This window comes from Labrenzia sp. 011 (genome assembly GCF_003075075.1).
Classification (GTDB): domain Bacteria; phylum Pseudomonadota; class Alphaproteobacteria; order Rhizobiales; family Stappiaceae; genus Roseibium.
The window spans coordinates 37939-58328 of sequence record NZ_QCYM01000014.1; the positions used below are offsets into that span (position 1 = coordinate 37939).

General features: G+C 62.0%; 14 protein-coding genes. 3 read left to right on the forward strand and 11 right to left on the reverse strand.

The annotated features are described in order from the left end of the window. Positions 1-108: 108 nt before the first annotated feature. Positions 109-972 carry an NAD(P)H-binding protein gene (locus DCO57_RS15265; protein ID WP_116699773.1) on the reverse strand — a complete coding sequence of 288 codons (864 nt, stop codon included), beginning with the start codon at positions 970-972 and terminating at the stop codon, positions 109-111. A 118-nt stretch (positions 973-1090) separates the two neighbouring features. Here DCO57_RS15265 and DCO57_RS15270 point away from each other — a divergent pair, with 118 nt between their 5' ends. Continuing rightward, the gene (locus tag DCO57_RS15270; RefSeq protein ID WP_116699774.1) at positions 1091-1999 is read left to right on the forward strand and encodes a LysR family transcriptional regulator; all 909 of its coding nucleotides are present in this window, start codon (positions 1091-1093) and stop codon (positions 1997-1999) included. A gap of 212 nt (positions 2000-2211) precedes the next feature. On the opposite strand, the gene DCO57_RS15275 is transcribed toward DCO57_RS15270, so the two are convergent. The 9 genes from DCO57_RS15275 to DCO57_RS15315 all read right to left on the reverse strand — a co-directional run bounded on the left by DCO57_RS15275 (position 2212) and on the right by DCO57_RS15315 (position 13646). Further along, entirely contained in the window at positions 2212-2805 is a 594-nt protein-coding gene (locus DCO57_RS15275) for a class I SAM-dependent methyltransferase (RefSeq protein WP_116699775.1), read from the reverse strand. A 63-nt stretch (positions 2806-2868) separates the two neighbouring features. Further along, complete coding sequence (locus DCO57_RS15280; protein ID WP_208977970.1) at positions 2869-4050, reverse strand: ABC transporter permease; 1182 nt, start codon at positions 4048-4050, stop codon at positions 2869-2871. Continuing rightward, a complete protein-coding gene (locus DCO57_RS15285) occupies positions 4047-5072 on the reverse strand; it encodes an ABC transporter permease (RefSeq protein WP_116699777.1) in 1026 nt (341 codons plus the stop codon). The genes DCO57_RS15280 and DCO57_RS15285 overlap by 4 nt, the downstream gene beginning before the upstream one ends. 246 nt (positions 5073-5318) lie before the next feature. Further along, a complete protein-coding gene (locus tag DCO57_RS15290) occupies positions 5319-7205 on the reverse strand; it encodes an ABC transporter substrate-binding protein (RefSeq protein ID WP_116699778.1) in 1887 nt (628 codons plus the stop codon). Next, positions 7202-9088 carry an ABC transporter ATP-binding protein gene (locus DCO57_RS15295; RefSeq protein WP_116699779.1) on the reverse strand — a complete coding sequence of 629 codons (1887 nt, stop codon included), beginning with the start codon at positions 9086-9088 and terminating at the stop codon, positions 7202-7204. The genes DCO57_RS15290 and DCO57_RS15295 overlap by 4 nt, the downstream gene beginning before the upstream one ends. Positions 9089-9302: 214 nt before the next feature. Further along, a complete protein-coding gene (locus DCO57_RS15300) occupies positions 9303-11183 on the reverse strand; it encodes an adenylate/guanylate cyclase domain-containing protein (RefSeq protein ID WP_116699780.1) in 1881 nt (626 codons plus the stop codon). 104 nt (positions 11184-11287) lie between these two features. After that, positions 11288-11881, reverse strand: a complete 594-nt coding sequence (locus DCO57_RS15305) for an NUDIX domain-containing protein (protein WP_116699840.1) — start codon at positions 11879-11881, stop codon at positions 11288-11290. Positions 11882-11931: 50 nt separating this feature from the next. Further along, complete coding sequence (locus DCO57_RS15310) at positions 11932-13131, reverse strand: CaiB/BaiF CoA-transferase family protein (RefSeq protein ID WP_116699781.1); 1200 nt, start codon at positions 13129-13131, stop codon at positions 11932-11934. Between the two features lie 17 nt (positions 13132-13148). Further along, positions 13149-13646, reverse strand: a complete 498-nt coding sequence (locus DCO57_RS15315; RefSeq protein ID WP_116699782.1) for a class I SAM-dependent methyltransferase — start codon at positions 13644-13646, stop codon at positions 13149-13151. A gap of 232 nt (positions 13647-13878) precedes the next feature. On the opposite strand from DCO57_RS15315, the gene pepN reads away from it, so the two are divergent. Both pepN and DCO57_RS15325 read left to right on the forward strand, forming a co-directional pair. Further along, entirely contained in the window at positions 13879-16527 is a 2649-nt protein-coding gene (pepN, locus tag DCO57_RS15320) for an aminopeptidase N (RefSeq protein ID WP_116699783.1), read from the forward strand. 157 nt (positions 16528-16684) lie between these two features. Beyond that, a complete protein-coding gene (locus DCO57_RS15325) occupies positions 16685-19039 on the forward strand; it encodes a PAS domain-containing sensor histidine kinase (RefSeq protein WP_116699784.1) in 2355 nt (784 codons plus the stop codon). A 43-nt stretch (positions 19040-19082) separates the two neighbouring features. Here the strand turns inward: DCO57_RS15325 and DCO57_RS15330 are convergent, their stop codons facing one another. Continuing rightward, positions 19083-20132 (reverse strand): T3SS effector HopA1 family protein, encoded by a 1050-nt coding sequence (locus tag DCO57_RS15330; RefSeq protein WP_116699785.1) that lies wholly within the window; start codon positions 20130-20132, stop codon positions 19083-19085. Positions 20133-20390 lie beyond the last annotated feature (258 nt).

Genomic DNA, 20390 nt, shown 5'->3' on the forward strand with positions numbered 1-20390 from the left:
AACGGCAGGAACGGGTCCTTGTTGACGTTGGAGATTGGCGGAAAGAGGTGACCACTTCGAGATCACATCCGCTGTGCCAATGGTTTGGTAACCGTCGCGTGTCAGATCTTAGCTGAATATGCGCTCAAACACGTCCCGAACGGCTGTCGGTTGGCGACCGAGGAGCTTTTGCAGCGTCGGATCAAGGGTCGCAAATTCGCCAGCCCGTGCCGCGCGATAGTAGCCCACCATGACCGCGATGGCGCCTGCCGGAGCACCTGCACGCTGCGCGTTTTCCACCATGATGTCTTCGCTGACGAAGCACCGCTCAATCGTTCGTCCAGACGCTTCACCCGCCAAATGCGCAAGGTCGGTGAGGTCAAACGCCTCGTTCCCGGTCAGCGGTGGCGTCGGACCATCTATGAACTCGCGCCCGGCCAGCAGGAGAGCATCGACCGCAGCCAGGTCCTCGTGGGCCGTCCAGGCGACTTTGCCGTCCTCCGGGCCGGTCAATACGCCGCTCTCGAAGCCTTTCGCATTCATGGCGAGCATACTGTCAGCGTAGAACCCATGGCGCAGTGCGGTCCAGGCTATCCCGGCGCTTGCCAGCATCTTCTCAGTCGCGGCGTGATCGCGTCCCGGCGGGAACTGCGAGTCCGGAGAACTCGAGACCTGGCTGGTGTAGAACAGCCGCTGCACGCCCACCTCCTTGGCGACCGCAATGGCCGTTTCGTGTTGTTTCAGCGGATCTCCCCCCGTGGCCGCGGCATTGGAGGACACCAGCAGTATCCGTTCGGCATCTTCCCAGGCGTGGCGCAGGCTGTCGGGCTCAGAGTAGTCGCCACGCCGGACACGCACGCCGCGCTTGGCAAGGTCAGCCACTTTCTCCGGCGCGCGGACGCTGACGCCAATGCGCTCTGCAGGAACATTATGCAGCAGCGCATCGACGATCATGCGCCCCAACTTTCCGGAAGCTCCTGTAACGATAAGCATAATCCCGTCTCCAATCGTCTTTCCTGCGCCGCGCCATGGACGGCATTTCCATCAGCAGGCAACATGACTGTTCTCCTTAGGTTGGAAAACCCACCGAATTTCGAATACCTTGTTCTCTATGAAGAACAGTGTCTCCGTCGATGATCTCGCCGTCTTTCTCATGGTCCTCCGCGAGGGGGGCTTTCGGGCCGCAGCTCGAAGACTTGGTGTGGCTCCCTCCAAGATCAGCACGACAATCACCCGGGTCGAGGCACAGCTCGGCGTCCCGATGCTGCGCCGCACGACGCGCAGCCTGCATGCCACCGACGCAGGGCAACAGCTTGCGGATCGTATCGCACCATTGCTCTCAGAACTGGATGCGGCCTGTGTCGAGGCGGCCAACCTGGGCGGTGAGGTGAAGGGACGACTGAAACTGAACGTACCGGGGGCCGTAGTGCCGGATATCCTGCCACCGCTATTGGCCGAATACCGGACACGCCACCCCAGTGTGGAGGTTGAAATCATTGTGGAAAGCGACTTGATCGACATTGTCGCCGCAGGGTGCGACGCGGGCATCCGCTACGGCTCCCTGCTGGAACAGGACATGGTTTCGATCCCGATCGGACCGAGGAAGCAGCAGTTGGCGCTGGCGGCATCGCCCGCCTATCTGCAAGCCCACGGTGTCCCCCGGAAACCGGAAGAGCTGACCGCGCATGATGCGATCCGATATCGCCTGCCAGGCGGCCCATTGCTCCCATGGGACCTGCAATCCGGGAAACGGTCAGTCCGGGTCGAACCGGTCAACCGGCTTGTACTCAGTGTTGCTGCGCTCGACACGGGGCGAAGCTATGCGCGCAACGGGATCGGAATCATTTATGCATTCCGCAATTGGCTGGACGAAGACATGGCCACAGGCGCGCTTGTCCCCATTCTGCGGGACTGGTGGCCAACACAGGAGGGGCCGCACCTTTACTACCCGAGCCGCTCGGCTCCTGCCCCGCTACGGGCCTTCATAGATGTTTGCCGGTCCGGTGCCGTGACCCGTTGAACTGACACCAACTCAACGCGAGCAGATCGCGCCGATGCCATATTGACGTTCAGGGGCTGTGCGAACGGCAGCCTGACCCGCTGTATTGCCGTTGGTTCGGATCGCAGCGAAAGTCAATTTCCCGCCCATTGCAACACGCCTGAGCTAATCAGCGCCCCAGCCCAAAAGCCAGACCTGGCTTCTGCTCGCACTCAGACAGAACCGATCTCACCTCACCCGACCGGCTTGACCAGCCGCATGCGCCAGGTCACGCCCTTCTTGTCCGACACCAGCCGGTAGTCGTCCAGCACGTCCCATTGGCTGTCGTCGTCGGTGGCCTGCCACAGGGCGTTGATCAGGCGGTTGGCGCCCGATTCCGGCTTCTTCGGGGAATACATGGACAGGGCGATGACGCCGTCCGGTTTCAGGAACGGGCGGTAGCGGGCGACGAGGGCCGCCGGGTCTTCGGCGAAATGCAGGACCTCGTTGAAGACAATGGCCGAGAAGGTCTCGCCGTCCTTCGGCTCGAAGGTGTGCATGTCGCCTGCCCGCAGGCTCGCGATGGCCGGATCGACGTTGGCGATTTCGAGGGAGGCCGGGGAGAGATCCATGCCGACATAGCGCTTGATGCCCATGGGCTGCAGGCGCTCGTAGAGCAGCCCCTCGCCGCAGCCGATGTCCAGAACCTCGTCCATGGTACCGGTCAGGGAAAGCCACATGCCGATGATGCCGTAGCGGCCGCTTTCGGGCAGCGAGCGCAGAAAGGCCCAGCGCCCGGCTTCATATTCCTCATCCCAGCCTTCGGCGGTGGTGGCGTTTTTAGACATGGTGTTTCCTGACGGCAAAGGCGGGCCGCAAGGCCCGCCGGAACGAATGATTTTTCAGATGCATCACTTATAGGGATCTGCCGCATCGCGCAAACCGTCGCCGAGAAAATTGAACGCCAGAACCACGATGATGATCGGCAGCACCGGCGCCATCAGCCAGGGATAGACGGTGACGACGGAGATGTTCTGCGCCTCGTTCAGCAGAACGCCCCAGGAGACGGCGGGACGCCGCAGGCCCAGATTGAGGTAGGACAGCGCGGTTTCGCCCAGGATCATCGCCGGGATCGACAGGGTCGCGGAAGCGATGATGTGGCTGGTGAACCCGGGCAGCAGATGGCGGGTGATGACCCGTCCGGGCTTGGCGCCCATGAGCACCGCCGCCTTGGCGTATTCCTCCTCGCGCAGCGAAAGAAGCTTGGAGCGCACGGCACGCGCCAGCCCGGGCCAGTCGAGCAGGCCGAGGATGACCGTCAGGCCGAAATAGATCCAGACCGGGCTCCAGGTGACCGGCAGCGCCGCGGAGAGCGCCATCCACAGGGGCAGTTCCGGCAGGGAGCGGATGATCTCGATCATCCGCTGGATCATGTTGTCGAGGAAGCCGCCGAAATATCCGGCAATGCCGCCGAAGAACAGGCCGAGCACGATGGAGATGGTCACGCCGACAAGCCCCACCGTGAGCGACAGACGGGCGCCATAGACGAGGCCGGAGAACTGGTCGCGGCCCAGCCGGTCGGTGCCCAGAAGGAACAGGGTCCCCTCCTCCGCCGGACAGAACAGGTGAAAGCTGGTGTCGAACAGGCCCCAGAACTCGTAAGGGGCGCCGCTGCAGAAGAAACGGATCCGCTGCACGTCGCTCTTGTCGTCCGTGAAGACCCATTGCAGGGTTTCCATGTCGAGGGACGACTGCATGCCGTAGACGAACGGCCCCACCAGGCGGCCCTCATGGAACAGATGCACCGGCTGGGGCGGCGCGTAGAGATGGTCGCTGTCGCGCATGTTGGGCGTGTAGGGGGCGATCGTCTCGGCGAAGGGAACGCAGAGGTAGAAGAGGATCAGCACGACGCCGGACCAGACGGCGAGCTTGTGGCGCTTGAACTTCCACCACATGATCTTCCACTGGGAAGCCTGGTAGAAGCGCTCCTGCTCGGCCGTCATTTCCTCGGTGACCGCCGGATTGAACGGAGCCGGGTCGACGTAATGCTCGACGTCCCGATCCGGGGTCCTGTCTCTCAGGTCCATGCTCATGACGAAGCCCCCCCGCCTAGCCGTATCCGGGGATCAAGCACCGCCAGCAGCAGATCGGAAATCAGCATGCCGATGAGCGTGAGCACCGCGACGAAGAGAAGGATGAAGCCGGAGAGGAACTGGTCCTGCGACTGCAGCGCCGACAGCAGCACGGGGCCGACGGTCGGCAGGCTCATCACCACGGAGACGATCACCGACCCGGAGACCAGCGACGGGATCAGGTTGCCGATATCGGCGATGAAGGGATTGATGGCCATGCGCAGCGGGTATTTGACCAGTAGCTGGCTTTCCTTCAGGCCCTTCGCACGGCCCGTGGTGACATACTGCTTGTGCAGCTCGTCGAGAAGATTGGCGCGCAGGCGCCGGATCATGGCGGCGGTTCCGGAAGTGCCGATGACGATGGTCGGCACGATCAGATGCGCCAGCACCGACGTCGCCTTGCCGAGGCTCCACGGCTGATCGATGTATTCCGGCGCCATCAGTCCTCCGACGGACAGGCCGAACCAGCGGTTGAAGAGATACAGCAGGATGAGGGCCAGCAGGAAGTTGGGCGTCGCCAGCCCCAGATACCCCAGAAAGGTGAAGCCGTAATCGCCCCAGGAATACTGGCGCGTGGCGGAGTAGATGCCGATGGGGAAGGACACCACATAGACAAAGAGGATGGTGGCGAAGTTGAGCACGATGGTCAGCGGAAGCGTCGGGCCGATGACCTGGTCGACCGGCTTGTCGAACTCGAAGGACCAACCCCAGTTGCCCTGGATGAGCCCCTCGAAGCCATGCGGCCCGGGCCACAGGCCGACCCACACGAGATAGCGTTCGAAGAACGGCCGGTCGAGCGAGAATTCCCGGCGCAGGAATTCCAGCTTGGCAATGGAGGACTGCTCCCCGCTCGATTTCAGGGCCGCGATCTGGTTGGAAATGTAATCTCCGGAGGGAAGTTCAATGATGAAGAATATCAGCAGGCTGATCACCAACAGGGTCGGGATCATCATCAATATCCGGCGAAAAATGTAATACAGCACCTAATATCCCCTCTGCCCCGATAGTGTCCGCAAGGCAGTCCCCGGAGCAACCTGTTCTCGAGCGAAACCGGATTGCTCCAACACTTTATAACCGATCCGCTCTTCCGTGACCCCGGTCGATGCGCATTCACTCCGCTCGACCAGGGCGGAGGCGGTGCCGCCGGTTCGTTCAGACCCTGTCCCAACAAACCGGCCGCTGCTCCATGTCGCGCAACGCCGCAAGCCCTGCATCATCGCCCTTCGGGCTTACTTAGCCTTGTAGAACTCATCCATGCGGTGGATGCCGAAATGCGCGCCCGGATCCCAGCCGTAGATGCCTTCAAGCGGCACGTTGCCGACTTCCTTGATCACCACCGGCTGGGGAACGCTGGAGACCAGACCGATGTGGATGGTCTCGTCGGCATGGATCTGCAGCATTTCCTCCCAGATCTTCGTCCGCTCTTCCGCCGTCCGCGAGGTGAGCCAGGAATTGTACAGCTCCATCAGACGCTCGGCAGGTTCCCAGTCCGGCTTTTCGCCGCCTTCACCGCCGGTCTCGTAATAGTCGCCCCAGGCATTCCAGCTGAACCGGTCACCATGCACGGGGGCATAGTCCTCCGGCGGCATCTCGGACGTCGGGATACCGTTTTCGAACCCCCACCAGACGGACATGACCAGCTGGCCGGTAATCGCCCGCTCGCGCATGTTGTCGCGCTGGCTGGGCTTGGGAAACAGTTCCACGCCGACCTCGCCCCACATCTCGGTGACAAGTTCGAGGGCATCGTCCTGAACCTGTTCCTCGCCTGCGGTCTCGACGATGATTTCCAGCGGCCGGCCGTCCGGCATCAGGCGGATGCCATCGTCATTGCGCTCGGTCAGGCCGATTTCGTCCAGCAGCGCATTGGCCTGTTCCGGATCGTATTCAGCCCATTTGTTCGTGTATTCAACCTTGTAGAGCGGGCTGGCGGGCAGAACCGTATCATTGCCCGGCTTGCCGAGACCGAAGAACAGCACGCGGTTGAGCAGCTTGCGGTCGATCGCCAGCGACAGCGCATGGCGGAAGCGGGTGTCGCGCAGCAATTCACGCCAGACCGGATCCTTGACCGTCAGGTTCGGCAGGATGGAGATTTCCGATCCCTTGGTGTTGGCCCAGAGGGCCGTCGTGTAGTCGTTCTGCTTTTCACCCTTCTTCAGCACGGTGATGTCGGCGAAGTTGAGATTGCGCGCCTGAAGATTGCTCTCGCCCGCCTGGGCCTTCGCCGGGATCAGCTTGCCGTCGGCGACGGTCATGATGACCTCGTCGAGATAGGGAAGCTGCTGACCGGCGGTGTCGACGCGGTGATAATAGGGGTTGCGTTCCAGAACGAAGCGCAGATCGCTGTCGCCGCGCTTGCGCACCCAGGGCTGCAGGCTCGGCATATCAACGTTCTGGGCGTTGTACATGTCGTCCTTCTTGTTGTGCAGCGGCGCCCAGCTGCGGGCCTTCACCTTTTCCGCCTCGCTGGTGATGAACTCCGGATCGCCGTATTTTTCATGAAACTGCTTCAGGTAATGCGCCGGCCGGTAGATGAAGGGCGGGCGCGCCTTGGCCAGCTCCGGCAGGAAGAGCGGGTTGGGATCGTCCCAGGTGAAGCGCACCGTGGTCTCGTCCAGAACCTCGAAGACAGGGCCCTTGCCGTTGACTTCCAGGAACGGCGGCAGGCCCGCCGGATTGAGCATCTCGTTGCTGACCACATCCTCGAAATAATAGCGGATGTCCTCGGCGCCGAAGGGATGGCCGTCCGACCATTTGTGCCCCTTGCGGGTCTGCAGGGTGAATATCCGGCCGTCCTCGACCGTCACGTCCTTCAGGATGTCGGGAACGAGTTCAAGTTCCTCGTTGTAGCCGACCAGCCGGGCATAGCCCCAGACGTTGATCAGCCGGACATCCTTCGCGCGGCCGATCAGCGTGTCGATCGACCCGCCGTGGGTGCCGGTCTCGCGGCCCTTCGCTTCAAGGTCGACGATCAGGGGCTCGGCCGGGATCCGTTCGGCCACCGGAGGCAGCGAGGAATCGAGGCCCGGAGTTTCCTTCAGCTCCAGCGCGGCGAGCGGCCCCGCAATCAATGCGGCGGTCAGGAACAGACCCGCCCTTATGGAATTCAAGAGTGTCATGCTGCAGTCCCCTCAAGTGCCCCGGAATTCTTCAGGCCGGGTGCACAGACAAAATGATCCGGTTCCATTTCGACAAGCGACGGCACGACGCCGTCCGTCAGGCGGAAAGGTTCCGGCCAAAGTTGCGGCTCCGACGCCCTGTTGGCGTCGAGAGCTGCGAAATCCAGTTGCGCCGACAGGTCCGGTTCGGGAACCGCGGACAGGAGCGCCTTGGTATAGGGGTGAAGCGGATTGCCGGTCACCGTGCGCGTCTCGCCCACTTCCACGAGGCGGCCACGGCACATCACGGCGATCCGGTCCGCGAGATAATCCACCACCGCCAGATTGTGACTGACGAACAGATAGGTGAGATTGAGGTCCCGCTTCAGATCCTGCAGCAGGTTCAGGATCTGCGCCTGAACCGACACGTCCAGCGCGGAGGTCGGCTCGTCGCACAGGATGAATTCCGGATTGAGCGCGAGCGCGCGGGCAATGCCGATGCGCTGGCGCTGGCCGCCGGAGAAGGAATGCGGATAGCGGCGCAGGAAGCGCGGATCGAGGCCGACCAGATTCATCAGGCTGCGGGCGCGCTCCGCCCGCTCCTGCGGCGTGCCGATGCCGTGCACCTCGAAGGGCTCCATCAGGGTATCGTTGATCGTCCTGCGCGGGTTGAGCGAGGAAAACGGGTCCTGGAAGATCAGCTGCACCCGCCGGCGGTAATCCATCAGATCCGCGCCCTGCAGGGCGGCGATGTCCTCCAGCCCCTTGCCGCGGTTATAGAGAACCTTGCCGCCCTGCAGGTTGATCGCCCGCAGGATCGCCTTGGCGGCAGTGGTCTTGCCGGAGCCGGATTCGCCGACCAGTCCGAGACATTCGCCGCGGCGGATGGTCAGGTTGATGTCGTCCAGGGCGGTGAGAGTCTTGGGCTTGCCGCCGAGAAACGATCCCTTGCGCAAGGTGAATTTCTTGGTGACGCCGCGCATTTCCACCAGCGGCTCGCCGGGCGCGACGTCGCAATGCGGACGGTTGCGGGTCAGATCCTCCGACTTGAGGATGATCGGACGGATCGGCACCAGGCGCTCGTCCCTGTCCATGTGGAAACTCGGCACCGCATTGAGCAGGGCCTTCAGGTAATCGTGCCGGGGATCGGAAAAGAGCTGCCGGGCGGTGCCCTTCTCCATGATTCGGCCGTGGTAGATGACGGCGATCTCGTCAGCCATGTTGGCGACCACGCCAAAATCGTGGGTGATCAGCAGCACCGACATGCGCAGTTCGGCCTGAACCTCGCGCATGAGCTTGAGGATGTCGGCCTGGATGGTCACATCCAGTGCCGTAGTCGGTTCATCGGCGATCAGCAGGGCCGGCCGGCAGATCATCGCCATGGCGATCATGGCGCGCTGCCGCAGGCCGCCGGAGAGTTCGAACGGATAGGTGTCCAGCGCCCGCTCGGGATCGGGAAACTGCACCAGGCGGAGCATGTCCCGGGTCAGCTCGCGGGCCTGCGCGCCGGAGACATTGCGGTGCAGAAGCGCGGCTTCGCCGATCTGGTCGCCGATGGTGTGCAGCGGCGACAGGGATGTCATGGGTTCCTGAAAGATGATCGCGATGCGGTTGCCGCGCAGATGCCGCATGCGCGGTCCCTTGCGCTCCAGCGTGGCGATGTCAACGGGCGGCTCGGCGCCGGTCGGGTCCGCAAGGATCACCTTGCCCGAGCTGATCGACGCTGCATCGGGCAGCAGCCCCATGATCGTCTGGGAAATGACCGTCTTGCCCGAACCCGATTCCCCCACAAGCGCGACGGTCCGGTTTTCAGGCACCACGAACGACACATCGTCGACGGCCCGGACAGATCCTTCCGCTGTATTGAAATCAACTGTCAGTCCCTCGATCGAGAGAACATTCACCGCGCTTTTCCTTCCCGCCCAGGATTGACTTGGAGTGGCTTACCAACACCAACCGCAATTGATAGAAAGCCCTTGTTGCAATACAAAGACAACCAAAATCGCAGGAGGATAGCAATGCTGAAAAGCAGTCGAAGCGTCTGTGATTTGCGTCACATCCGCATAAAAATCCTTTTCTGTTCAGAATCTTGATCGCGCCGGCAATAATATTTGCGTTCTATTCGGCGGCGCTGACCGGCACGTCTTCCCTGATCGGAGCCCGGGATTCCTCCACCGGGAACGGATCCAACCAGTAGACCTCCATCAGGCCGCTGCGGCCGCGCAGATAATGCTCTCCGACCGGCCGGTGGTCACGCTCGTAAGGAAGCCGGGCAATGGTATCGGCGCTTGCCAGAATGGTGACCTCCGCATGTCCGGGGGTCTCCTTGCCAAGGGTCTGCAGACGCTCGGCCGCATTCACGGTGTCGCCGACGACGGTGTAGTTCCACCTGTCGAGCGCCCCGACGTTGCCCACGACGGCCTGTCCGGTGTGAATACCGACCCGCAGGAACATTTTCGGCCGACCGTTCTCCTCCGCCGCCTCGTTGGCCGCATGAAGGGCAGCGGCGATGCGCCGGACGGTCCGTACCGCCGCCTCGGCGTGGTCCGGCCGCTCGTCCGGAGCGCCCCAGAATGCCAGCATGCCGTCGCCCAGAAACTTGTCGACCGTGCCGCCCTCGTCCTCGACGGCTTTCACCAGAATCGCAAAATGATCGTTGAGAAGCTGCGCCGTCTCCTCAGCGCTCAGATGTTCGGACAGGGCGGTGAAGCCGACAATATCGGTAAAGACAATTGTCAGCTCCGCCTGCCGGGCTTCGGCCGCATTGCCGCCGCCAAGACGCATGAGCTTGATGAACAGGGATCGCGGCACATAGGTGTTCATGGCCTTGAGGCCTTCCACCATGGAATTGAACGCAACGGCGACCTGATCGATTTCGGCGACCCGGCTGCGCGGCAGGGGCTCGACCTCCGACAGGGACAGGGTGCCGACGCGTTGCGACTGCTTCGCAAGTTTGCGCAGGGGCCGGGCGACCCTGAGCCCCATGACGTAGGCAATCAGAACCGAAATCACCAGAGCGCCGAAGCCGACAAGCAAGGACCCCGACAAACGCCTGACTTCCCTGGAAATGGTTGCGCCGCGATAATACTGGCCGATGGTCCATGGCTGGTCGCTGAAGCCTTCGAGGCTGGCCTTCATGACGATATATTCCTCGCCATTGGCGTTGATGATCGACACCTCGATGCCCCTGTCAGCCGCTTTCCGGAATTCGTCCAGCAGCTCCTCATCGGCCAGGGACGCGAGAACCGGATCGCCGGCCGTCTCGTATGAGGCCGGCAATGCCTTCTTTATGCTGCCGCCGGTCTGAAGCCAGTTCTCGTCGGAATGCATGATCACTTCGCCGTTACCGGCGATGATGAAGACCGTATTGTCGATGCCTTCATCCTGTCCGGTCACGATATGGGCCAGGTCGTTCATGGAACTGGCGGCCGTCAGGACGCCGACGAGCTTGCCATCGCGAACCAGCGGAACGGACACATTCGCGAACAGGCCGACCTCATGGCGCACCACCGGCCCCCAGGTCGGCGGGCTGTCCGCCGTGATCGCCGGGAGTTTGGGCATCCCCATGCCCGGAGGCGGTACATCCGACTCGATCCGCCACAGTTTTCCCGAGGGAGACCGGTACATTCCGATACGCCGGCCCTCCAGATCGGTCACCGCCAGCGTGCTTACATCAGAGTTGGAATTCAGCGCAATCGACAGGTCTTCCAGGGTTTTCTTCGTGTCGTGGAAACCGATCTCCCCGTCGTCGAAATAGGGCTTCAGGCCGGTAACCGCTTTCTCCACCGATCTGAAATGCGTGCGAAGCTGGGTTTCCAGCGCTTCCGTGCTCAGGATGGCCTTGTCGTTGAGAAGGGAGAACGTGTTCCGGAAATTGGCCTGGACGGACAGGCCCAGCACCAGACCGATGGCTATCGCCACAAAGGCACCGAAGCCCAACCCGACAATAATTGTCAGGGGCAGCTTGATACGTCGGCCGGTGTGGTTTCTGGTCGCCATCGGGCGAGGTCCTTCTTCAGCAGTGATCAGACTACCTGCCAAAGTGTTGGCGTCAAATTAAGGCGAGTCCGGCAAGCTTTGTAACCGAACTGTCAACAATTGTATCAGGACCGGACCGTCGCTGTTTTTCGCAAGGCAAGGTTCTGCAGAAGTATTATTGTCTTGGCGTCGCGGATCTCTCCGGAACGGATCCTGTCCAGCGCCTCCGGAAGCGGCACGTGCAGGACTTCTATGTCCTCCCCTTCGCTCCTTTCACCGCCGCCTTCGGCGACCTTGTCCTGCAGATGGTATGTGCCGGCGAAAAAGGAAAGATATTCCGTCACGGACCCGGGGCTCATGTGGACGTCGAAGAGATGCTCCAGCCGGGAAACCTCGTAACCGGTTTCCTCGATCAGTTCGGCCCGCATCCGGTCCTCCGGCCGGGCTCCCTCCAGAAGACCCGCAGGCGTTTCGATCAGGAAAGGATCCCTGCCGCTCAGCCAGACCGGCAGGCGGAACTGCCTTGTCAGCAGGACACAATCCGTTTCGGGATTGTGAAGCAGGCAGGTCACGCCATTGCCCCGGTCATAGGCCTCGCGGGTCTGCTCCTGCCACGTTCCATCAGAGCGCCGGAAATCGAACCTGTATCTTGTCAGGGTTCCCCAGTCGTCGGACAGGACCCTTGTCTCCAGGATCTTCAGAAATTCCGGCTCGGCCATGACGATATCCAATGAGGAGGTTTGCGGAATGCCCACCGGCGGGCAGCAGGTCAGCGGGGCGCGTCATCGCCGCCGGCATCCGGCGCCAGACCGAGCTCGCTCAGGATTTCCTGCGTATGCTCTCCCAGCTCGGGGGCGGCGCGTTCCAGCACAAGCGAGCCGTTGCGGAACCGGATCGGTGTGCGAACCGAGGCCGCCGATCCGCCAGCGACACCAGAGGCGGGAAGGTCGACCTTCAGTCCCCTGTGCCTGACCTGCCTGTCGTTGAAGACATCTTCCACCGAATTGATCGGCCCGGCCGGCACCCCTTCCAGTTCCAGCGCATCCAGAAGATCGTCGCGCATCAGCGTCGCGGTCCGGGCGCTCAGAAGCGGAACCAGTTCCGACCTGGCCGCGACCCGCGCGGCGTTGGTGGCAAACCGCTGCTCCTGCGCCAGTTCCGGCAGCCCGAGCACGCCGCAGAGCCGCCCGAACTGGCCGTCATTGCCCACGGCGATGATCAGATGACCGTCCCGGGCGGGAAAAACCTGATAGGGCACGATATTCGGGTGGGCATTGCCGAGCCGTTTGGGGGACTTGCCTGAGACGAAATAGTTGAGGGCCTGGTTGGCGAGAACGCCGACCTGCGCATCCAGCAGGGCCATGTCCACCCATTCGCCCTCACCGGTTTCATCGCGCCGCCGCAGGGCCGCGAGAATTCCCACCACGCCGTAGAGGCCGGTAAAGATATCGGCGAAGGCAACGCCGATCTTCTGCGGGTCCCCGTCCGGTTCGCCGGTCAGGTCCATGATCCCGCCCATGCCCTGAATCATGAAGTCGTAGCCGGCACGATGCGCATAGGGCCCGTCCTGGCCGAATCCGGTGATCGAGCAGTAGACCAGCTGCGGATTGACCTGCCTCAGGCTGTCGTAATCCAGCCCGTATTTGGCAAGACCGCCGACCTTGAAATTCTCGATCAGGACATCCGCGTCCGCCACAAGCCTGCGCACGATGTCCTGACCTTCATCGGTGCGGAAATCGACCGTGATGGACCGTTTGCCGCGATTGCAGGCATGAAAATAGGCGGCGTCCCTCTCCTGTCCCGCCTCGTCCTTGAGAAAGGGCGGTCCCCAGCTTCTGGTGTCGTCCCCTTGCGGGCTTTCGACCTTGATTACATCCGCGCCGAGATCCGCCAGCGTCTGGCCGGTCCAGGGGCCGGCCAGAATCCGGGCGAGTTCGACAACCTTGATGCCTTTGAGCGGCGCGCTCATACGCGTTTCTCCGGTTTTCAGGCTTCCGCGGCCTTGCGGTAGATATGATAGCGGCCCTGATGAATGCCTTCCGGCTTCTCAAGGGTCTCGAAATTCGCCAGCTTGAGTTCAAGCGCCGTCAGAACGTAGCCGCCGACGGCCATGCGTTCATTGACCAGCGGCCCGAGCCAGTTGACGATGGCCAGATCGTTGGTCGGGTCGGCGGAGCCGATGTCGATATGGGCGAAGGCCGCCCTTGCACCGACGCGCGGGCCGCAGAAGGCCAGCGTGTCGCGAATGTCGCCCAGGATCATGTGCTCCGCATCCGGCGCACAGCTCGGATGACAGTTCATGGCGAAATCGAACACGAAGATTTCCTTGTTCGGGTAGATTTCACGCAGGTGATCGTAGGTGCGACCATTTCCCAGACCAAGCTCCAGGACAGGACCCTCGACTTCGTTGACCTTGTCGACCAGATATTCCAGCAGAATTTTCTGGGACGTCATTCGGCGGATGAAACTGTCCAAGCGGCTCATAAAAATGGTTCCTGTTACTGACAACTCCCCCCACATAGACAATGCCTTGCGTAAGGTCAAAGCAGTCTCCGCCAATTCACTGTTACGTTCGTCGAACCGAGCCGCCGGCCGGTCCGGAGGAACAGGACTTTGCCACAACCTCCGATCATGCTAACGGCTAGGCTTCCGGGTGGGACTCAGTGCCTCACCCGACATTTCGATTTGATCAGTTGATTTGCTTCAGGAGAACTTGATGCGTTCCGAAACGGCGCCGGCCATCCGGCTGGAAGACTATCGACCGCCCGCCTATCGCATCGACAAGGTTCATCTGAACGTCCTGCTCGACCCGGCGGCCACGGAGATCACGGCAACACTGTCGCTGTCCAGGGCCGAGGGAACGCGGGAAGGCACGCCGCTGGTTCTGGACGGCGACGAATTGTCCCTCACCGGGCTGAAGCTGAACGGCCAGGACCTGCCTGAAACCGCTTATGCGGCTGCCGCCGACCGGCTGGAAATCCTGACCCCGCCCGCCGCACCTTTCGAGCTGACCATCGTCACGCAGGTCAATCCGGACAGCAATACCAAGCTGATGGGGCTCTTCAGGTCTTCCGGCACCTATTGCACCCAGTGCGAGGCGGAAGGCTTCCGCCGCATCACCTATTTCCTGGACAGGCCCGATGTCCTGGCGGTCTATACGACCCGGCTGGAGGCGCCGAAAGCGGAGTGTCCGGTGCTGCTCGCCAACGGCAACCTCGTGGAGGAAGGCCCCGTCGAAGGGAGCGGCCGCCACTATGCCGTCTGGCACGACCCGCACCCCAAACCGGCCTATCTGTTCGCGCTGGTCGCCGGAGATCTCGCCAGGGTACCGGACAGCTTCACCACGGCCTCGGGCAAGGAAGTCGCGCTCAACATCTATGTGGAGCACGGCAAGGAGACCCGATGCGGCTGGGCAATGGACTCCCTCAAGCGCTCCATGCGCTGGGACGAGGAGACCTTCGGCCGCGAATACGACCTGGATGTCTTCAACATCGTCGCCGTGTCGGATTTCAACATGGGGGCCATGGAGAACAAGGGCCTCAACGTCTTCAACGACAAATACGTTCTTGCCGACCCGGAAACCGCGACCGATCAGGACTACGCCAATATCGAGGCAGTGATCGCGCATGAGTATTTCCACAACTGGACCGGTAACCGGATCACCTGCCGCGACTGGTTCCAGCTCTGCCTCAAGGAAGGCCTGACCGTGTTTCGCGACCAGGAATTCTCCGCCGACATGCGATCGCGTCCGGTGAAACGCATCGCCGATGTGAGCCTGCTCAAGTCCCACCAGTTCCCCGAGGACGCCGGGCCGCTGGCCCATCCGGTCCGGCCACGGCTCTATCACGAGATCAACAACTTCTACACGGCCACGGTCTACGAGAAGGGCGCCGAGGTCGTGCGCATGCTCAAGACGCTGCTGGGAGCCGAGACATTCCGCGCAGGACTTGACCTCTACTTCCAGCGCCATGACGGCGAGGCAACGACCATCGAAGCGTTTCTCGCCTGTTTCGAGGACGCCGCCGGCATCGATCTCGGCCAGTTCGCCCTGTGGTACGATCAGGCAGGCACCCCGGTGGTGACGGTCTCGACACGCTACGACCCGGAGCGCCAGACCTTTTCCGTCTCCCTTTCCCAGGAAATTCCGCCCGTGCCGGGCCAGGCTCCGACAAAGCCGGCGGTCATTCCGCTTCGTTTCGGCCTCATCGGCCCCAACGGCGAGGACATGGACATAGAGGCAGCGCCCGAAGGGGCCAGGATTTCCGGGGATGTCATCGTGCTGGAAAAGACGCATCAGGACGTCACCTTCCGCAACATTGCCTCCGCGCCGGTGCTTTCGCTGCTGCGCGGCTTCTCCGCGCCGGTGCGGCTCGATCACAAGCCGCGACCGGAAGAACTTCAGTTCCAGGCCGCCCAGGACAGCGACCCTTTCAACCGCTGGCAGGCGGTGCAGACCCTTGCCATGCAGGATCTCGTCCGGCTGGCGGGAGAATTCCGCAAGGGGGCAGATGCCACGCCTTCCGAAGATGTCATCCGGGTGTTCGGATCCGTCCTGACGGACACCTCCCTGGACCCGGCGCTCAAGGCTCAGGCGCTCACCCTGCCGAGCGAAGCCGATATCGCCCAGGAAATCGGCAAGAATGTCGACCCGGATGCTGTTCATGCGGCACGGCAGCGGCTTCGGCAGGCGGTTTCCAGCCAGCACGGCGACGCGTTCCTCGCCCTTCTCGCCACCGCGTCGCGCGAGGACGGCTACTCCCCGGATGCAGCCAGCGCCGGCAAACGCGCATTGTCCAATCGGGCTCTTTACTATTACGCGGCAGAAGGATCTGCCGACGCCGCCGCTCTCGTCTGGGACCGATATGCCTCCGCCGACAACATGACCGACCGGCTCGCGGCGCTGACCTTGCTCGTCCATGACCACATGCCACGGGAAACGGAGGCACTGGACCTGTACAAGGCGCGGCACGAGAGCAATTCGCTCGCCATGGACAAATGGTTCATGACCCAGGCCACGGCGCCGGGCGACGAGACTCTGGCGAAGGTCCGCGCCCTGATGACCCATCCGCTTTACGATGCCGGCAATCCCAACAAGGTTCGTGCCCTGCTGCAGTCCTTTGCAACCGGGAACCCGACCCAGTTCGCCCGCAAGGACGGCGCCGGGTTTGCGCTGATTGCCGAATCGGTTCTGGAGATCGACAAGCGTAATCCCCAGGTTGCCTCGCGCCTTCTCACCAGCTTCCGCTCCTGGCGCGCCCTTGACCCACAACGTTCTGCCCTTGCGGAATCTGCCCTCCTGAGGGTTTCTTCATGCGAAGATCTGTCGAGAGACAGCCGCGATATCGTCGACAGAACACTGCAATAGTCGGCAATACTGCAAGAGGTTAACGGGAGACCACAAAAACCGGCCAACCGTTAACCATTTTGTTCTTTTCTGGGGCTGGACAAAAACAAACCTTTTGATTCAAATGGAAGTGATTCGGGGCAAGCTCCGAGGCGGCGGAACTTGAGGCACACTTCCCATGGCGAGAGCATTGGCTGGCGACGCATCCGTGCGGCGCGGCGAGAAGGAGTCGGACGACACGACAAGCGCAAGCCAGACCGGCTTGCCCCTGCAGTCCCTGTTCGCCTCCCTTCTGGACGGCCTTTCCCGCACGGATGGCGTCATGCGGCGCGCCATTCCCGGCCTGGCGATCATCTTCATCATCATCCTTGCGATGTTTCGTGCCGGTGAGCTTGTCAACAGCTACTCCGAAACCCGCCAGAGCGCACAAAGCACACTCAGCCTCATGGCAACCGTCGTGGCCAACACTCTCGGCGACTCCGAGATTGCCCTGCCGGACGCCGGTTACAGGACCACACTCAAACGCCTTCTGGCCGACAGCCTGCCGGCCGGCGCGACCAGCAAGGGACGGATCTTCCTGGTGACGGACGAGGCGGGAACGGTCATCGCCTCCGCGCCTCCGCAGCCGGAGCTGGAAAGCCGTCCGGTCACCGACATTCTCAGCCCCTCGCAACCCCTGACCGTGTTCGGCGCAAGGGCCGGCGTGCTGTCGGTTCCCGCCGACATCGGCGGCAGCGACGGAGACGAACAGGTACTCGCCACGGTTCATCACCTCGACGGCCGCCTCGGCATGATTGCGGTGCTGCAGCCGGAAAATGACATCTATACCCGCTGGCGGGACGAGCTTTCGACGAATGTCACCTTGTTCGTCGGTACATCCCTCGTGCTGCTGGCGATGATCTACGGCTTCTTCAGCCAGGCAACCCGCGCCGAAGCGGCCGACGAGATGTACGCCGCCACACGGGCGCGGATCGACACTGCCCTGACCCATGGACGCTGCGGCCTGTTCGACTGGGATCTGTCCAGGGGCAGGATGTTCTGGTCCTCCTCGCTCTATGAACTTCTCGGGCGGGAACCGAAGGACGACATCCTGAGCTTTTCCGACGTCTCCGACATTACCCATCCGGACGACATCGATCTGCTCGGTCTCGCCGAGCATCTGCTGGAAAGCGGCGAAACACTCGTCGACGAGACATTCCGCATGCGCCACGCCGACGGCAGCTGGATCTGGCTGCGTGCACGGGGCGAGATCCAGTCCGAACCGGGCCGGGCCGAACCCCACCTGATCGGCATCTGCATCGACATTACCGAACAGCACAGACTGGCCGAACAGAGCCGGATGGCGGATCTTCGTCTGCGCGATGCGATCGAGACGATTTCGGAAGCCTTCGTGCTCTGGAATGCCAAGAACGAACTGGTGATCTGCAACTCCAACTATCAGGCGCTGCACAGCCTGCCGAATTCGGTGATCAAGGCGGGCACCCCCTACAAGGAGGTGATGGCCGCCGCGTCCAACGCGGAAGTGGCGCCGCAACCGGTCACTGTCACCCAGCGCGGCAATGCCCCGGACGGCTCCTATGAGGCGCAACTGGAAGACGGCCGCTGGCTGCAGATTTCCGAGCGCCGCACCAAGGACGGCGGCTTCGTTTCCGTCGGCACCGATATCACCGCATTGAAGAAACACGAAGAGAAGCTGCTGGAGTCGGAGCGCCGGCTGAAGGCCACCGTCACCGACCTGCAGAAATCCCGCCAGACACTGGAAGTACAGGCCCGTCAGCTCGTGGATCTGGCGGACAAGTACCAGGAAGAGAAAACCCGTGCGGAAGCGGCCAACAAGGCGAAATCCGAGTTCCTGGCCAATATTTCGCATGAACTCAGGACACCGCTCAACGCCATCATCGGCTTCTCGGACATCATGACCCAGGAGATGTTCGGGCCGATCGGAACGGAGCGCTACAACGACTACTGCAAGGACATCTATTCCTCGGGCACCTATCTTCTCAACGTGATCAACGACATTCTCGACATGTCCAAGATCGAAGCCGGCCGGATGACCATCGAGACGGAATCGATCAATGCCGCCGCGGCCGCGGAAGATGCCAGCCGCATCGTGACCGGTGCCGCCACGGAGAAGAACATCACGGTGACCGCCGATCTCGCCGCAGATGTCTCCGTTCAGGCGGACAGACGGGCCCTGAAACAGATCCTGCTCAACCTGCTCGCCAATGCGGTCAAATTCACGCCCGACAACGGCACAGTGACCCTCAGGGCCCGGCCACGCGGCGACAAGCTGCGCTTCGAAGTGAGCGATACCGGCATCGGCATCAGCGAACGGGACATCGAACGCCTCGCACAGCCTTTCGTCCAGGTAGAAAACCAGTTCACCAAGACCCACCAGGGCTCCGGTCTCGGTCTTGCCATCGCCCGCTCTCTGGTCGAACTGCACGGCGGCACCCTGACCATCCAGTCGGAAGTCAGGAAGGGTACGACGGTAAGCTTCACGCTGCCGCTGGCGGATCCGGAAGCCGCCTGAGCGGCAGCTTCTCCAGATCGGACCACGACAACAAGTCCGTCGGTCAACCTCCGTGTGCAGGTGGCGGCGGTGGCGGAGGGGGAGCGTTCAGGATCGGATCGCCCTGGGTTTCCGGGTGTTCCGCGTCCAGCCCGGCAAGCCGGAAAATCGTCTCCACCCGTTGTTCGAATTCCAATTTCTGCCCCATGTTCCGAACGGCATTCGCCTGCTTCTTCTGCTCGCCGGCGATGTCGAGACGCATCCCTTGTCTCGGGTTGGCGTTCTGAAACCTGGAGAGATTGACGCCTGTCCTGCTGAAATCCTGGCTCATTTCTTCCGGGAACTGCGTGCGTTCCAGCGCGATGAAGATGAGCGATGCCCGGTACATTCCGAAACTCTGGCCCTCCGCGTATCCTGCTTCGAATCTCTGGCTGTTCGGCCGTTCCGGATGAATGATCGGCGGTTCGGCGCCATGCCCGATGCCGGTGCCCGCAGAAGCCACCAGTTTCGGCAATTCCGAACCGAAGTACCTCAGGTTCCTTTTCTGATACTTGGTGATGATCCTGATGATCTGCTCACGTGTTTCCCTGCTGTCGCAGTAAACCAGGACCGTATCGGTCTTCACCGCCCCCGGTGCGGCAACCTTCGCGCTGCTGACACCCGGCAGATCCCAGATCTTTTTCAGGATCGCACTGAACGCATTCGCTCTCGTCGCCTCCTTCAGGTTCACATAGACACGTTCGGTGCATGCGGGCATCGGACGCTTCTGAAAATGAATGAAGGCACCGACCCATTCTCTGGGCTCCGGAAAATCTGTAAGGTCCCTCATTTCAGTCCATTCGTTCGTCTGGCAAATGTACCTGATACGGCCTCCAAGCTTGTTGTGCAGCTTCCTGTAGAGCGTCTCGGAGAATTTGGACATCGTCCTTTCGGAAACGCGCTTGCCCGCAGTCGCGCCGCAGATGTAGCCGTAAATCTCCCTGACCGCAGGGTTGCCTTTGACAAGATGCGTTTGTCCTTTCGGCCGGCCGGTGGCCCGGGCTCTCTCCATCAGCTCATTCCGCCGCAGCCAGGCCCAGTCGACAATGTTCTTCAAATCCCGATGCAGTGCCATTTGATCTCTCCTTGCACGGTTCATACTGTCAATATGAGGGACCGGCTCGGGCTATCCCTGTGCCGCGCGTCACCCCGCAGGTATGCGGCCCGGTGGTTTCTCTCCATTTGCCGCCTTCCCCCGGACAGGGTGAACAGTGCACCGCCGTTTTCCGGACTTCATGCGGATCATGTGAACCTGCAGACATCAGCCAGCGGGACCGACTGGGGCGATCCGGATCGCGAACCGCATTCCCCGAAAGAGTGGTCATATCGTTTC

Excerpts from the sequence above, each read along its gene's own strand:
- DCO57_RS15265 (WP_116699773.1), bottom strand. The coding sequence starts at position 972 with ATGCTTATCGTTACAGGAGCTTCCGGAAAGTTGGGGCGCATGATCGTC.
- DCO57_RS15270 (WP_116699774.1), top strand. The coding sequence starts at position 1,091 with ATGAAGAACAGTGTCTCCGTCGATGATCTCGCCGTCTTTCTCATGGTC.
- DCO57_RS15275 (WP_116699775.1), bottom strand. The coding sequence starts at position 2,805 with ATGTCTAAAAACGCCACCACCGCCGAAGGCTGGGATGAGGAATATGAA.
- DCO57_RS15280 (WP_208977970.1), bottom strand. The coding sequence starts at position 4,050 with ATGAGCATGGACCTGAGAGACAGGACCCCGGATCGGGACGTCGAGCAT.
- DCO57_RS15290 (WP_116699778.1), bottom strand. The coding sequence starts at position 7,205 with ATGACACTCTTGAATTCCATAAGGGCGGGTCTGTTCCTGACCGCCGCA.
- DCO57_RS15300 (WP_116699780.1), bottom strand. The coding sequence starts at position 11,183 with ATGGCGACCAGAAACCACACCGGCCGACGTATCAAGCTGCCCCTGACA.
- DCO57_RS15305 (WP_116699840.1), bottom strand. The coding sequence starts at position 11,881 with ATGGCCGAGCCGGAATTTCTGAAGATCCTGGAGACAAGGGTCCTGTCC.
- DCO57_RS15310 (WP_116699781.1), bottom strand. The coding sequence starts at position 13,131 with ATGAGCGCGCCGCTCAAAGGCATCAAGGTTGTCGAACTCGCCCGGATT.
- DCO57_RS15315 (WP_116699782.1), bottom strand. The coding sequence starts at position 13,646 with ATGAGCCGCTTGGACAGTTTCATCCGCCGAATGACGTCCCAGAAAATT.
- pepN (WP_116699783.1), top strand. The coding sequence starts at position 13,879 with ATGCGTTCCGAAACGGCGCCGGCCATCCGGCTGGAAGACTATCGACCG.
- DCO57_RS15325 (WP_116699784.1), top strand. The coding sequence starts at position 16,685 with ATGGCGAGAGCATTGGCTGGCGACGCATCCGTGCGGCGCGGCGAGAAG.
- DCO57_RS15330 (WP_116699785.1), bottom strand. The coding sequence starts at position 20,132 with ATGGCACTGCATCGGGATTTGAAGAACATTGTCGACTGGGCCTGGCTG.